Genomic DNA, 14027 nt, shown 5'->3' with positions numbered 1-14027 from the left:
GGCGGGCGCGTGATTGAAACGGCAAGCACGCGCCCGCACTGGAATTCAGCTATCGCCGGCCCGCTAAGGGCCGGCGAAGGGACCGCAGGCGAATCAGCCTTGGGTCAGTTTGGCCACGGCGCGCTCGAAGCGGTCCAGGCCTTCTTCGATGTCGGCGTCTTCAACCACCAGGCTAGGCGCGAAACGCACCACGTCCGGGCCGGCCTGCAGCACCATCACACCTTCTTTCTCGGCGGCGTTGAGCACGTCCTTGGCCTTGCCTTGCCAGGCGTCGGTCAGCACGCAACCGATCAGCAGGCCGACGCCACGCACCTGGGAGAACAGGCCGTACTGCTGGCCGATCTGCTCCAGGCGGGTTTTGAAACGCGTGTGCTTGGCCTTGATGCCGGCCAGGGTTTCAGGAGTGTTGATCACGTCCAGCACGGCGCAGGCAACGGCGCAGCCCAGCGGGTTACCGCCATAGGTGGTGCCGTGGGTGCCGACGGCCAGGTGTTTTGCCAGCTCGGTGGTGGTCAGCATGGCGCCAATCGGGAAGCCGCCGCCCAGGCTCTTGGCGCTGGTCAGGATGTCCGGGGTTACACCGTAGTGCTGGTAGGCGTACAGCGAACCGGTACGGCCAACGCCGGTCTGCACTTCGTCGAAGATCAGCAGGGCATTGTGCTCATCGCACAGCTTGCGTGCGCCTTCCAGGTACGCCTTGTCGGCAGGCACCACACCACTTTCGCCCTGGATCGGTTCGATTACCACCGCGCAGGTCTTGTCGGAAATCTGTGCTTTCAGTGCTTCCAGGTCGTTGTACGGCACATGGCTGATGCCGGTGATCTTCGGCCCGAAGCCATCGGAGTACTTCGGCTGGCCACCGACGCTGACGGTGAACAGGGTACGCCCGTGGAAGCTGTTCACGGTGGCGATGATTTCGTGCTTTTCAGGGCCGAAGCGGTCATGGGCCACGCGACGGGCCAGCTTGAAGGCGGCCTCGTTGGCCTCGGCACCGGAGTTACAGAAGAAGGCACGGTCGGCAAACGTCGCGTCTACCAGCTTGTGCGCCAGGCGCAGGGCCGGCTCGTTGGTGAAGACGTTGGACACGTGCCAGAGGGTGTTGGCCTGCTCGGTCAGCGCCTTGACCAGTGCCGGATGGCAGTGACCCAGGGCATTGACGGCGATACCGCCAGCAAAGTCGATCAGCTCGCGACCCGACTGGTCCCAAACCCGGGAACCCTCGCCTCGGACAGGAATGAAGGCCGCCGGCGAATAGTTGGGAACCATGACCTGGTCGAAATCGGCACGTTGCACCGGGGCTTGCTCAACGGACATCTGAGTCTCCTGAAGAGGAACGCTGGCCTGGAAGTGGCGAGCGATGGGGGGATTGTAAGGACTGATCAGCGCCTGTCCTTGCGGCCAAGCGACAACTTGTTACAGCGCAAAACCCTGTTTAACCCAGGCTTTCGGCAATGCGACAAACACTGTCGCAATCGCGCAGTGTAACGGGAGTGGGTGGCTGGGTGAACGGGTGTTCACACGGAATTGGGCGGGGGGGGGCGCGGGTGTAGGGCGATGATGTGGCGGTGGCGCGGAAATCGAGCGCCGCCCGCGCGGCGCTTCGCAGCACAAGGCTGCTCCCACATCTGTTTCGGGCCAGTTACGCCTGTACCTACGCGCGCGACCGCCTTGTTTGTTCCACACGATATCGAGGTGGACGCCAAAGGGCCGCGCGCCTCTGCCTCAGGACTCATTGGCCCGAAACAGATGTGGGAGCAGCCTTGTGCTGCGAAGCGCCGCGCGGGCGGCGCTCGATTTCGGCGCCACCCTCACCCCCAAGGCATTCGCCCGAACCCAACCAGAATCTCAGCCCTTTTCCGCCGGCGCCGAGCTCAACTCGAACGGGCTGCTGTTACGCCGCTGGTTGCGATCTTCCCGCGGCGTCGCGCCAAAGAAATTGCGGTAGGCACTGGAAAAATGCGGCCCCGAAGAAAACCCGCACGACAAGCCGATCTGGATGATCGACTTGCTGGTCTGCATCAGCATCTGCCGCGCCTTGTTCAGTCGCAGCTCGAGGTAATACTGGCTGGGCACGCGGTTCAGGTACTGCTTGAAGATCCGCTCCAGCTGCCGACGCGACACGCACACATGCTGGGCGATCTCGTCGGTGGTCAGCGGCTCTTCGATGTTGGCTTCCATCAGCAGCACAGCCTGGGTCAGTTTGGGGTGGCTGGAGCCCAAGCGGTTTTGCAACGGAATGCGCTGACGCTCGCCGCCCTCGCGAATGCGCTCGACCACCAGCTCCTCGGACACCGCCCCCGCCAGCTCCGCGCCATGATCACGCGCCAGCACGGCCAGCAACAGGTCGGTCACCGCCATACCACCACAGGCAGTCAGGCGGTCGCGGTCCCAGTCGAACAGGTGGCTGGTGGCGATGACCTTGGGGAAGCGCTCGGCAAAATCATCCTGCCAGCGCCAGTGCACCGCCGCGCGGTAACCGTCGAGCAGGCCAAGCTGCGCCAGCGGATACACACCGGCAGACAAGCCACCGATCATGCAACCACTGCGCGCCAGTTGCTTGAGTGCGGTCGACAGCACCGAACCCACGGCCTGCGGCGGCTCGTCGGCCAGTAACAAGAGCTTCTGGCACCCTTCGAGGCGGCCATTCCACGGCTCGCCCGGCAGGCGCCAAGCGCCCTCCACCGCCGGCTCGGCCTGCAGAAACGCCAAGTCGTAGACCACATCCGGATGCACCCGCTGGGCCACCTGCAACACTTCCTCGGCCAGCGCCAGGGTCAAGGGCTTGGTGCTGGGCCAGATGAGAAAACCGATTCGCTGGGTGGTCATAGGGTGCGGTCCGAAACCTTGGGGGGCGTTCACGTCAGTGGCACAGGGTCAGGCTGCGCTCGCTGCGCAGCATGCCCTATTCTGGTGCAAAGATGCAGCCTACTTTTACTTGAGGCTGCCGGAGAGGAATTGCTTGAGCCGCTCCGATTGCGGGTTGGCCAGCACCTCGCGCGGGCAGCCGGTCTCTTCGACCAGGCCCTTGTGCAGGAACACCAACTGGTTCGACACCTCGCGGGCAAAGCCCATCTCGTGGGTCACCACCACCATGGTCCGGCCTTCCTGGGCCAGCGCCTGCATGACCTTGAGCACATCGCCCACCAGCTCGGGGTCGAGGGCCGAGGTCGGTTCGTCGAACAGCATCACCTCAGGCTCGACGGCCAGGGCACGGGCAATCGCCACGCGCTGCTGCTCACCACCGGACATGTGCCCCGGGAAGGCATCCTTGCGGTGGGCCACACCCACCTTGGCCAGGTAGTACTCGGCCTTTTCCAGGGCCTCTTTCTTGCTCACCCCGAGCACGTGCACGGGGGCTTCGATGACGTTCTCCAACGCGGTCATGTGCGACCACAGGTTGAAATGCTGGAACACCATCGACAGGCGCGAGCGCATGCGCTGCAACTGACGAGCGTCGGCCGCCTTGAGCGCGCCATCCTTGCCGGCGACCAGTTTCAGCTCTTCGTTATTGAGCAGAATCTTGCCGGCGTGGGGCTGTTCCAGCAGGTTGATGCAGCGCAGGAAGGTCGACTTGCCCGAACCGCTGGAGCCGATGATGCTGATCACATCGCCTGCCTTGGCCGCCAGGGACACGCCCTTGAGCACTTCATGGCTGCCATAGCGCTTGTGCAGGTCTTGGACTTCGAGTTTGTACATGCTGTCGATTCTCACAAAGCGGTCAGTGCTTGCGCGGCGCCAGGTAGCCGAGCCAGCGGCGTTCGGCCATCTTGAACAGGCGCACCAGGATGAAGGTCAGGCACAGGTAGAACACGCCCGCCGTGATGTAGGCCTCGAAAGGCAGGTAGTACTGGGCATTGACCGTGCGCGCCGCACCCGTGATGTCGATCAGGGTGACGATCGACGCCAGGCTGGTGGTCTGCAGCATCATGATCACTTCGTTGCTGTACTGCGGCAATGCCCGGCGCAAGGCCGAGGGCAGCAGGATGCGGCGGTACATCTTGAAGCGCGACATGCCCATGGCCTTGGCCGCTTCGATCTCGCCATGGGGCGTGGCCTTGAGGCTGCCGGCGATGATTTCTGCGGTGTAGGCGCTGGTGTTGACGGCAAAGGCCAGGCAAGCGCAGAAGGTCGCACTGGACAGCAGCGGCCAGAAGATGCTCTCGCGCACCGCTTCGAACTGGGCCAGGCCGTAGTAGATCAGGAACAACTGCACCAGCATCGGCGTACCGCGGATCACATAGGTGTACAGCCAAGCGGTGAGGTTCACCAGCGGCTGCTTGGACACCCGCATCAGCCCCAGCGGAATCGCCGCGAGCAAACCGAACAACAGCGACAGCGCCAGCAGCTTCAGGGTGGTCAGCAACCCGCCCAAGTACAGCGGCATGGCCTCCCACACCACGTTGTAGTCGAAGATCATAGTTCAACCACCTTGACGCCTACCGAGTAGCGTTTTTCAAGATACTTCAGCGCCAGCAGCGAGACACTGGTCAGCACCAGGTACAGGGCCGCCACCGCCAGGAAGAAGGTGAAGGGTTCACGGGTAGCGTCCGCCGCCTGCTTGGCCTTGAACATCATGTCCTGCAGGCCGACCACCGAAATCAGCGCCGTGGCCTTGGTCAGCACCAGCCAGTTGTTGGTGAAGCCCGGGATGGCCAGGCGGATCATCTGCGGCACCTGGATGCGGAAGAACACCTGACGGTTGCTCATACCATAGGCCACGCCGGCTTCGGCCTGGCCCTTGGGGATGCCGAGGAAGGCGCCGCGGAAGGTTTCCGACAGGTAGGCGCCAAAAATGAAGCCCAAGGTCCCGATACCCGCCGCCAGCGGATTCAGGTCGATGTAGTCTTCGTAGCCGAGCAGCGGCGCTACCCGGTTGATGATGTCTTGCCCGCCGTAGAAGATCAGCAGGATCAGTACCAAGTCCGGAATACCACGGATGACCGTGGCATACATATCGCCCAGCCAAGCCAGCCAGCGCACCGGCGACAAGCGCAGCGCCACACCGATCAGGCCGAGCACGATGGCCAGGGCCATCGACGACAGGGCGAGCTGCAGCGTCAGCCACGCCCCGTCGAGGATGACTGCCCCGTAGCCTTTCAACATGATGAGGTCCTCGACCTAGAGAATGAAAAATGGTGCAAACCTCAGAGCCTCTGCTGTTTGCACCATTGCACAGGTTTAACCCGACGTCTTACTTCGAGTCTGGACCGTAGATATCGAAATTGAAGTACTTGGCTTCGATTTGTTTGTACTTGCCGTTGGCACGGATGGCGTCGATGGCCGCGTTGATGCGGTCGACGTTGGCCTTGTCGCCCTTGCGCACGGCAATGCCGATGCCGTCACCGAAGTACTTGGCGTCGGTGAATGCGGGGCCTACGAACGCGAAGCCTTTGCCAGCATCGGTCTTCAGGAAGCCATCTTCCAGCAGGGTGGCGTCAGCCACGGTGCCATCGAGGCGACCGGCCGCGACATCCAGGTAGATTTCGTTCTGGGTGCCGTAAGGGACCACGGTGGCACCTTTGGCGCCCAGTACTTCCTTGGCGAAGCGGTCATGGATCGAGCCACGCTGCACGCCGATCTTCTTGCCCTGCAGTTCGTTGAGGCTGTCGCTGACGGTGGTGCCTTCCTTCATGACCAGGCGCGCTGGGGTCAGGTAGTAGCGCTTGGTGAAGTCGACCGATTTCTTGCGGTCTTCGGTGATCGACATCGACGACAGGATAGCGTCGATCTTGCGCACCTTCAGTGCCGGGATCAGGCCGTCGAACTCTTGCTCGACCCAGGTGCACTTGGCTTTCATCTCTTCACACAGGGCATTGCCGATGTCGTAGTCGAAACCGGCGATGCTGCCGTCGGGCTGCTTGAAGGCGAAGGGTGGGTAAGCGGCTTCGATGCCGATTTTCAACGGTTTTTCATCGGCCTGCGACACCAGGGAAAACACGGACAGCGCCAGGGCGCCAAGCAGTGCGAGCTTCTTCATCAGGTAACTCCATCGGTACGGGGCAATACAAGGCAGGGTAACAACTGCCCGATATGCGAATGGGTACAACGCGAGCCGCGCAGGGTTCGACCAAGGCCGCAGACCACGAGCGAGTGAGTGGCATTTTAACGACAGCCCGGTAGTCGATATTTCTTCAAAGCGACAACTACTTACAGAAGCGCTTGAAACCACTGCGGGCGATGTTGACAGCCATTGCAAAACATGCAAAGGCGCAAGGAAAATAACCTATAGACCTAGCAATTACTGGGCCTATTATTCGCAAAGCCTTGTACGACGGCAAGTGTAGCGTGCTGTGTTGCAGAAAATGGCTCGGCGAACGCACCGAAACAGGTCATGACTGTTTCCGCTCGCCCCGCGCCTGTGCGTAATCGGTGACAGAAGAGTTACCGATGAATGTCGGGTAACAGTAAAGCAAAAAACCCCGCCGGTTGCCCGTGCGGGGTTTTCTGACACAGACACACCCCTGTAGGAGCGGCCTTGTGTCGCGATGGGGCGCGAAGCGGCCCCACCATTTCAGCTTCGCCACTGGCAATGCCGGGGCCGCTTTGCGGCCCTTTCGCGACACAAGGCCGCTCCTACAAGGGCTCGCGCTCTGCCCCAATATCAGGCCGTAGCCAGGTTCATGGCCTTGTGCGTGTCGATCAGATGCTGCACCACACCCGGGTCGGCCAGGGTCGAGATATCACCCAGCGAGCCGTATTCTGCCGTGGCGATCTTGCGCAGGATACGCCGCATGATCTTGCCCGAGCGTGTCTTCGGCAACCCTGGCGCCCACTGGATCACATCCGGCGAGGCAATCGGGCCGATCTCCTTGCGCACCCAGTTCTTCAGCTCCAGGCGCAATTGCTCGCTAGGCTCCACGCCGGCATTGAGGGTGACATAGACATAGATGCCCTGGCCCTTGATGTCGTGCGGCACGCCCACCACTGCCGCTTCGGCAACCTTGGAATGGGCAACCATGGCGCTTTCGATCTCGGCAGTCCCCATGCGGTGGCCAGACACGTTGAGCACGTCGTCCACGCGCCCGGTGATCCAGTAGTAGCCATCCTCGTCGCGGCGCGCGCCGTCGCCGGTGAAGTACATGCCCCGGAAGGTTTTGAAGTAGGTGTCGACGAAGCGGTCGTGGTCGCCATACAGCGAGCGCGACTGGCCCGGCCAGGAATCGAGAATCACCAGGTTGCCTTCGGCAGCGCCGTCGATCAGGTTGCCCAGGTTATCCACCAGCGCCGGCACCACGCCGAAGAACGGACGGGTCGCCGAACCCGGCTTGAGGCCAGTGGCGCCCGGCAGCGGGCTGATCAGGATGCCGCCGGTCTCGGTCTGCCACCAGGTGTCGACGATCGGGCAACGCTCCTTGCCGACGGTCTTGTAGTACCAGTTCCACGCTTCGGGGTTGATCGGCTCGCCGACCGAACCCAACAGGCGCAGGCTGGAACCATCAGCACCCTCTACCGCAGCCTGCCCTTCGGCCATCATGGCGCGGATTGCGGTCGGTGCGGTGTAAAGGATATTGACCTTGTGCTTGTCGACGATCTTCGACACACGGGTGATGTCCGGGTAGTTCGGCACGCCTTCGAACAGCAAGGTGGTGGCGCCGTTGGCCAGCGGGCCGTAGACGATGTAGCTGTGGCCGGTGACCCAGCCAACGTCGGCGGTGCACCAGTAGACTTCACCTGGGCGGTAGTCGAACACGCGCTCGTGGGTCAGCGCGGCGTAAACCAGGTAACCCCCGGTGGTGTGCAGCACGCCCTTGGGCTTGCCGGTGGAGCCGGAGGTGTAAAGGATGAACAGCGCTTCTTCAGCGCCCATCTCTTTCGGCGCGCAGTGGCTGGAGGCCACTTTCATCAGGTCTTCGTACCAGATGTCGCGGTGTTGGTGCCAGGCGATATCGCCACCGGTGCGCTTGCACACGATGATCTTCTGCACGCTGCTGGTCTCAGGGTTGGTCAGCGCCAGGTCGACGTTGCCTTTGAGCGGCGTACGGCGCCCGCCACGCACACCTTCGTCGGCGGTGATCACCACCTTGGACTTGCAGTCGATGATTCGGCCAGCCAACGCCTCAGGGGAGAAGCCGCCGAATACCACCGAGTGGATTGCACCGATGCGGGCACAGGCCAGCATGGCGACCACGGCCTCGGGGATCATCGGCATATAGATAGTCACCACATCGCCACGGTGCACGTCTTGGCCGCGCAGGGCGTTGGCGAACTTGCAGACCTGCTCGTGGAGCTCGCGGTAGGTGATGTTGCGGTGCTCGGAAGGGTCGTCGCCCTCCCAGATAATCGCCAGTTGGTCGCCACGCTCTTCGAGGTGACGGTCCAGGCAGTTGGAGGAAACGTTCAGAGTGCCGTCGGCAAACCACTTGATATCGACATGGTGGTCATCGAACGAGGTCTGCTTGACCTTGGTGAACGGCTTGATCCAGTCGAGACGCTGGGCCTGCTCGCGCCAGAAGCCGTCCGGGTTGATCACCGATTGCTGGTACATGGCCTTGTAGGTGGCCTCGTCGGTCAGGGTAGTGGCCGCAACCTCGGGACGAACGGGATACAGTGGAGCCGCACTCATCTGTGTTACCTCGGTGTAATAGTTGTTTTTGTATGGAACCGTTTGTAACTGTACCAGAGCGGCAAAAGCCATTCGACGTTGGTAGTAAAGCAGCGGATTTTGGTACTGACGTACGAGCAAAGCGCTCTAGCACGAGGCTCGCAGCCCTTGGCAGAAAGAATCGCGGTTTTTTTCGCGCGATTGTTACAGATTCTGTCAAAACACTTTATCAAAAGTCCCACTGTTTCAGCGGTTGCCACCTGCCTAGAATTCATCTCGCCAACAACGGCAAGGCGATTAACTTCTGGCAACAGCCCCCACGAAGGCAAGCGTTAATCACCCGCTAAATCCCGATCGTTAAAACTAGCAGTACTCGCGGCGCCACAAGCGCCGCGCACCCCCTCACGACCTTAGACAGGTAAATAGAAAATGAAAGCGTTACTGGTATTGGTACTTGGCAGTCTTTGCGGCGCGGCAATGGCCGGCGAAGCAAACGATGCCGAGCAGATTCCGGTTGAACAGTACAGTTACTCGCAGCACTTGGACATTGCCCGCGTCATCTCCATGAGCGAAGTGCCCAACGTCTGTGAAGTCGTGCCCGCCCGCATGACCTACGAGGACTCCCAGGGCCAGAAGCACATTCTTGAATACCGCGTGATGGGGAACGGTTGCTCTAACGGCTAACCCTTGAGATCGGGGCCCCGCTGGGGCCCTTCGCGGGTTTCCCCGCGAACAAATAAACCCAGTCGGCTGGCATTATTCAGTTGACTTGCCCAATGCATAATCCCGCAACTTATTGGCAATCGTGGTGTGCGAAACACCCAGTCTTTTGCCCAGTGCGCGACTACTTGTAAATTCCCCCATCAAACTTTCCAGCACGGCTTTTTCAAAACGGCCGACAATCTGTGAAAGGTCCCCTTCCAATGAAAACTCCCCCAACGGCTGCCGCACACCGTAGTCCGGCAACCGTATATGTTCGCTTTTAACTACACCGCCTTCACATAACGAAACCGCCTGGAACAATACGTTTTCCAGTTGCCGTACGTTGCCTGGCCAGTGGTACTGGCTTAGTTTATCCATCGCGGCCGGTAATAACCGTGGCAAGGCGCAGCCGATCTGCCGGCTGGCCTGGTCGAGAAAGTGCTGCACCAAGCCTTCCAGCCCGTCCATGCACTCACGCAATGGCGGAATGTGCAGCGACAGCACGTTGAGGCGGTGGTACAGGTCCTGGCGGAACTCACCGCGCGCGCACAGTTCGGACAAATCCACCTGGGTGGCGCAGATCACTCGCACATCCAGGTACACCTCTTCATCACTGCCTACGCGGCGAAAGCAACCGTCCTGCAGAAAGCGCAGCAGTTTCACCTGCAAACGCGGGCTCATCTCCCCTACCCCGTCAAGGAACAGCGTACCGCCGGCCGTCAGCTCCAGCAGGCCCAGCTTGCCCTCGGCCCGCGCACCCTCGAAAGCACCCGGCCCGTAGCCGAACAGCTCGGTCTCGGCCATGGATTCTGGCAACCCCGCACAATTGAGCGCCATGAGCGGCGACTGCCCGCGCGGGCTGGCCAGGTGGCAGGCACGTGCCAGCAACTCCTTGCCGGTGCCGGTCTCCCCTTCGATCAGCAACGGGGCATCCAAGGGCGCCATGCGCCGTGCCTCGCGCACCACCGCCGCCATCACCCGCGAGCTTTGGAAGATACTGTCAAAACCGCGCAGCTCCTGCTTGCGCACGTTGTAGATGCGCTCACCGATACGATCCGCGCGGTGCAGGGTCAGCACCGCGCCGGCCAGCGCCTCGCTGTCGTCATGCTCGGATTGCAAGGGGGCGATGTCGGCGAGAAACACATCCCCTTTCACCTTGACCCGCAGGCCATTGATGCGCGACTTGTTGGCACGCACCAACTCGGGCAGGTCGAAGTCTTCCACATAACGCGCCAGCGGCATGCCCGGCACCTCGTCGACGCGCACCCCGAGCAACTGCGCCGCAGTGCGGTTGGCGGCGACGATGCTGCCGCCCATGTCGATCGACAGCACCGGAAAGTCCAACGCACCCAGTAACGCGTTCAGCTCCATGTGCCGGCGCTCGCTGGGCATCAAGCCGACGCGTTTGACGCCGAACACCCCGGCAATGGCTTCGAACTTGGGCCGCAGTGCCTGAAACTGCAAGTTGATCAGGTTCGGGCAGTGCAGGTAGATGGCGTTGCCATGGTCGCCGCCCACCTCACCACGCAGCACGTTGATGCCGTACTCCACCAACAGGTTGAGGATGTCGCGAAGGATGCCGATGCGGTTCTGGCAATGCACTTTGATACGCATGAACGCTCTCGAAGCGCCGAAGTTTTTCAACCCGACGCAGAAAATTCGTAAAGATAAGCTGACAAAAACCCGTAAACCATCAGCCCTTTGCCCCGGATTTTCCGACACCTACGCCTTTTTGTAAAATTATCGTTACGAACCAGGGCCGATCCTGGACTGGGGTGGCCACCCTACCCCCGTGCAAATCGGGCAATGAGGGGATATTCCTTAGGTATGTCGTGGACATAACAAGAAAAGCCCTCACCAGGAGAGCCACATGAAACAGACGCAATACGTGGCACGCGAGCCCGATGCGCATGGTTTTATCGACTACCCGCAGCAAGAGCATGCGGTGTGGAACACGCTGATCACGCGTCAGCTGAAAGTCATCGAAGGCCGTGCCTGCCAGGAATACCTGGACGGCATCGATCAGTTGAAGCTGCCCCACGACCGTATCCCGCAATTGGGCGAGGTCAACAAGGTCTTGGGCGCCACCACCGGCTGGCAGGTTGCCAGGGTGCCAGCGCTGATCCCCTTCCAGACGTTCTTCGAACTGCTGGCCAGCAAGCGCTTCCCGGTCGCGACGTTCATCCGCACGCCGGAAGAACTGGACTACCTGCAGGAGCCCGACATCTTCCACGAGATCTTCGGCCACTGCCCGCTGCTGACCAACCCGTATTTCGCCGAATTCACCCACACCTACGGCAAGCTCGGCTTGGCTGCGACCAAGGAACAGCGCGTTTACCTGGCGCGCCTGTACTGGATGACCATCGAGTTCGGCCTGATGGAGACCCCGCAAGGTCGCAAGATCTATGGCGGCGGCATCCTCTCTTCGCCGAAAGAAACGGTCTACAGTCTGTCGAACGAACCGGAACATCAGGCGTTCGACCCGATCGAAGCGATGCGCACGCCGTACCGTATCGACATTCTGCAGCCGCTGTACTTCGTGCTGCCGAACCTCAAGCGCCTATTCGACCTGGCCCATGAAGACATCATGGGCATGGTGCAGCAGGCCATGCAGTTGGGCCTGCACACCCCCAAGTTTCCACCCAAGGTTGCTGCCTGAAGCCACCCTGATAACAACTCGAACTGGAAAAAGACACCATGAATGCCTTGAACCAAGCCCACTGCGAAGCCTGCCGCGCCGACGCCCCGAAAGTCAGTGACGAAGAGTTGGCCGAGCTGATTCGCGAAATCCCGGATTGGAACATCGAAGTGCGTGACGGCCACATGGAGCTGGAGCGCGTGTTCAAGTTCAAGAACTTCAAGCACGCCCTGGACTTCACCAACGCCGTAGGTGAAATCGCTGAAGCCGAAGGCCACCACCCCGGCCTGCTGACCGAGTGGGGCAAGGTCACCGTGACCTGGTGGAGCCACTCGATCAAAGGCCTGCACCGCAACGACTTCATCATGTGCGCGCGCACCGACAAGGTCGCCGAGACGGCCGAAGGCCGTAAGTAACAAGCGAAAACGGGGCCGCAATGGCCCCGTTTTTTGTAAGGCAAATGTCCGCTATTCGCCCGTAAAACCGACAAACGAACGGGAAAAATTTCAAACTGTCATCCAGACTGCTGTATCCTGCCCCAGCTTTTTAAAGCCCCACACGCGCCTGGCGCAGCCTTTTCACTCACACTTGCGAGGAACGACGAGATGCATGAAATCCCGAATCTTCCCTTCCCAAGCCTGAACCCAGAAGAGCAAACCGTTACCGTCCATGCCGAGCCGACGCCTGCCGTCGATCAGGATGGTGACGATCAATCCAGCGCTGACCAGGAATAACTGCGCATCCCCCGACTGTGTGAAAACGGCTGACCTGCGGGCCACCCCCGTCATCACGTTTTCACACCGTCCAGAACTCTGCCACGAAGGCCCCCATGCCCCACTCACCGCGCCCTCTTGCGGTCACCCTGCAAGTCGTCTCCATCGTCCTCTTCACCTTTATTGGCTACCTGAACATCGGCATCCCCCTGGCCGTATTGCCCAGCTATGTGCACAACGACCTGGGCTTCAGTGCCGTGGTCGCTGGCCTGGTGATCAGTGTGCAATACCTCGCCACGTTGCTTAGCCGCCCGACGGCCAGCCGCATCATCGACAACCTCGGCAGCAAGAAGGCGGTGATGTATGGCCTGGCCGGTTGTGGGCTCAGCGGCGTATTCATGTTGGCTTGCGCCTTTCTCACCCACCTGCCCTGGCTGAGCCTGACCTGCTTGCTGATCGGCCGCCTGGTGCTGGGCAGCGCCGAAAGCCTGGTGGGCTCTGGTGCGATCGGCTGGGGCATCGGCCGGGTAGGCGCTGAGAATACCGCCAAGGTCATCTCCTGGAACGGCATTGCCAGCTATGGCGCTCTGGCCATTGGCGCGCCGCTGGGAGTGCTGATGGTCAAGACACTGGGGCTATGGAGCATGGGCGTGAGCATCATGCTGCTGTGCGCGGCCGGCCTTCTGCTGGCCTGGCCCAAGCGCGCGGCGCCCATCGTCAGCGGCGTGCGCCTGCCATTCCTGAGCGTATTGGGCAAGGTGTTCCCGCATGGCTCAGGCCTGGCCTTGGGCTCGATCGGCTTTGGCACCATCGCCACGTTCATCACCTTGTACTACGCCAACCGCGACTGGCCGAATGCCGCACTGACCTTGAGCCTGTTCGGCGCCAGCTTCATCAGTGCCCGCTTGTTGTTCGGCAACCTGATCAACCGCATCGGTGGTTTTCGCGTGGCGATCGCCTGCCTTTCGGTGGAGACCGTGGGGTTGTTGATGCTGTGGCTGGCCCCCAGTGCCGAGCTGGCATTGGCAGGTGCGGCACTGAGTGGCTTTGGTTTTTCGCTGGTGTTCCCGGCGTTGGGCGTAGAAGCGGTGAACCAGGTGTCGGCGGCCAACCGCGGCGCTGCGGTTGGGGCGTATTCGCTGTTCATCGATTTGTCGCTGGGGATTACCGGCCCACTGGTGGGCGCAGTGGCAGCGGGGTTCGGGTTTGCTTCGATGTTCTTATTTGCGGCGGGGGCTGCGGCGTGCGGGCTGGTGTTGAGCCTTTACCTGTACAGGCAGGCGCGCCGGGCTCGGGATACCCTGCAGCAGTCCTGATGATGCAGTGGCTGTACCGGCCTCTTCGCGGGCAAGCCCGCACACAGGAATCACCACAACCGTCAAGTCAACGGTCTCCCTGTGGGAGCGGGCTTGCCCGCGAAGAGGCCGGTGCA

13 protein-coding genes are annotated in these 14027 nt (G+C 61.3%); 5 read left to right on the top strand and 8 right to left on the bottom strand.

Annotated features, from left to right (window positions below):
* Window positions 1–93: 93 nt before the first annotated feature.
* From AB7M33_RS16205 to acs, 7 genes are all read right to left on the bottom strand, one after another.
* Window positions 94–1314, bottom strand: a complete 1221-nt coding sequence (locus AB7M33_RS16205) for an aspartate aminotransferase family protein (protein ID WP_454243115.1) — start codon at window positions 1312–1314, stop codon at window positions 94–96.
* Between the two features lie 531 nt (window positions 1315–1845).
* Window positions 1846–2826 carry a transcriptional regulator ArgR gene (argR, locus tag AB7M33_RS16200; RefSeq protein ID WP_027593085.1) on the bottom strand — a complete coding sequence of 327 codons (981 nt, stop codon included), beginning with the start codon at window positions 2824–2826 and terminating at the stop codon, window positions 1846–1848.
* Window positions 2827–2931: 105 nt separating this feature from the next.
* Window positions 2932–3696 (bottom strand): arginine/ornithine transport ATP-binding protein AotP, encoded by a 765-nt coding sequence (gene aotP, locus AB7M33_RS16195; RefSeq protein WP_027593086.1) that lies wholly within the window; start codon window positions 3694–3696, stop codon window positions 2932–2934.
* 22 nt (window positions 3697–3718) lie between these two features.
* Window positions 3719–4417 carry an ABC transporter permease gene (locus tag AB7M33_RS16190; protein WP_027593087.1) on the bottom strand — a complete coding sequence of 233 codons (699 nt, stop codon included), beginning with the start codon at window positions 4415–4417 and terminating at the stop codon, window positions 3719–3721.
* On the bottom strand, window positions 4414–5103 hold the full coding sequence (locus AB7M33_RS16185) for an ABC transporter permease (RefSeq protein WP_027593088.1): 690 nt from the start codon (window positions 5101–5103) through the stop codon (window positions 4414–4416). The genes AB7M33_RS16190 and AB7M33_RS16185 overlap by 4 nt, the downstream gene beginning before the upstream one ends.
* Before the next feature lie 88 nt (window positions 5104–5191).
* Window positions 5192–5977 carry an ABC transporter substrate-binding protein gene (locus tag AB7M33_RS16180; RefSeq protein ID WP_027593089.1) on the bottom strand — a complete coding sequence of 262 codons (786 nt, stop codon included), beginning with the start codon at window positions 5975–5977 and terminating at the stop codon, window positions 5192–5194.
* A gap of 624 nt (window positions 5978–6601) precedes the next feature.
* Window positions 6602–8563, bottom strand: coding sequence for an acetate--CoA ligase (gene acs, locus AB7M33_RS16175; RefSeq protein WP_027593090.1), 1962 nt, complete (start codon window positions 8561–8563; stop codon window positions 6602–6604).
* 408 nt (window positions 8564–8971) lie between these two features.
* Here acs and AB7M33_RS16170 point away from each other — a divergent pair, with 408 nt between their 5' ends.
* On the top strand, window positions 8972–9226 hold the full coding sequence (locus tag AB7M33_RS16170) for a DUF2790 domain-containing protein (RefSeq protein WP_027593091.1): 255 nt from the start codon (window positions 8972–8974) through the stop codon (window positions 9224–9226).
* Window positions 9227–9298: 72 nt separating this feature from the next.
* Here the strand turns inward: AB7M33_RS16170 and AB7M33_RS16165 are convergent, their stop codons facing one another.
* Window positions 9299–10858 (bottom strand): sigma-54-dependent phenylalanine hydroxylase transcriptional regulator PhhR, encoded by a 1560-nt coding sequence (locus AB7M33_RS16165; RefSeq protein WP_027593092.1) that lies wholly within the window; start codon window positions 10856–10858, stop codon window positions 9299–9301.
* A 256-nt stretch (window positions 10859–11114) separates the two neighbouring features.
* Here AB7M33_RS16165 and phhA point away from each other — a divergent pair, with 256 nt between their 5' ends.
* The 4 genes from phhA to AB7M33_RS16145 all read left to right on the top strand — a co-directional run bounded on the left by phhA (window position 11115) and on the right by AB7M33_RS16145 (window position 13911).
* On the top strand, window positions 11115–11903 hold the full coding sequence (gene phhA, locus AB7M33_RS16160; RefSeq protein WP_027593093.1) for a phenylalanine 4-monooxygenase: 789 nt from the start codon (window positions 11115–11117) through the stop codon (window positions 11901–11903).
* A gap of 38 nt (window positions 11904–11941) precedes the next feature.
* Window positions 11942–12298 (top strand): 4a-hydroxytetrahydrobiopterin dehydratase, encoded by a 357-nt coding sequence (locus AB7M33_RS16155; protein ID WP_027593094.1) that lies wholly within the window; start codon window positions 11942–11944, stop codon window positions 12296–12298.
* A gap of 189 nt (window positions 12299–12487) precedes the next feature.
* Window positions 12488–12616, top strand: a complete 129-nt coding sequence (locus AB7M33_RS16150; protein ID WP_256214942.1) for a hypothetical protein — start codon at window positions 12488–12490, stop codon at window positions 12614–12616.
* A gap of 95 nt (window positions 12617–12711) precedes the next feature.
* Window positions 12712–13911, top strand: coding sequence for an MFS transporter (locus AB7M33_RS16145; protein WP_454243114.1), 1200 nt, complete (start codon window positions 12712–12714; stop codon window positions 13909–13911).
* Window positions 13912–14027 lie beyond the last annotated feature (116 nt).

The sequence above is a fragment of the Pseudomonas sp. Y3 TE3536 genome (assembly GCF_053629175.1).
Note: the sequence above shows the minus strand (reverse complement) of the source record. Positions and strands in the feature narration are given on the sequence as shown.

Coding starts and splice junctions, on each gene's coding strand:
- AB7M33_RS16150 (WP_256214942.1), top strand. CDS start 12,488: ATGCATGAAATCCCGAATCTTCCCTTCCCAAGCCTGAACCCAGAAGAG.
- AB7M33_RS16180 (WP_027593089.1), bottom strand. CDS start 5,977: ATGAAGAAGCTCGCACTGCTTGGCGCCCTGGCGCTGTCCGTGTTTTCC.
- AB7M33_RS16145 (WP_454243114.1), top strand. CDS start 12,712: ATGCCCCACTCACCGCGCCCTCTTGCGGTCACCCTGCAAGTCGTCTCC.
- aotP (WP_027593086.1), bottom strand. CDS start 3,696: ATGTACAAACTCGAAGTCCAAGACCTGCACAAGCGCTATGGCAGCCAT.
- acs (WP_027593090.1), bottom strand. CDS start 8,563: ATGAGTGCGGCTCCACTGTATCCCGTTCGTCCCGAGGTTGCGGCCACT.
- AB7M33_RS16205 (WP_454243115.1), bottom strand. CDS start 1,314: ATGTCCGTTGAGCAAGCCCCGGTGCAACGTGCCGATTTCGACCAGGTC.
- AB7M33_RS16170 (WP_027593091.1), top strand. CDS start 8,972: ATGAAAGCGTTACTGGTATTGGTACTTGGCAGTCTTTGCGGCGCGGCA.
- phhA (WP_027593093.1), top strand. CDS start 11,115: ATGAAACAGACGCAATACGTGGCACGCGAGCCCGATGCGCATGGTTTT.
- AB7M33_RS16190 (WP_027593087.1), bottom strand. CDS start 4,417: ATGATCTTCGACTACAACGTGGTGTGGGAGGCCATGCCGCTGTACTTG.
- AB7M33_RS16155 (WP_027593094.1), top strand. CDS start 11,942: ATGAATGCCTTGAACCAAGCCCACTGCGAAGCCTGCCGCGCCGACGCC.
- argR (WP_027593085.1), bottom strand. CDS start 2,826: ATGACCACCCAGCGAATCGGTTTTCTCATCTGGCCCAGCACCAAGCCC.
- AB7M33_RS16185 (WP_027593088.1), bottom strand. CDS start 5,103: ATGTTGAAAGGCTACGGGGCAGTCATCCTCGACGGGGCGTGGCTGACG.
- AB7M33_RS16165 (WP_027593092.1), bottom strand. CDS start 10,858: ATGCGTATCAAAGTGCATTGCCAGAACCGCATCGGCATCCTTCGCGAC.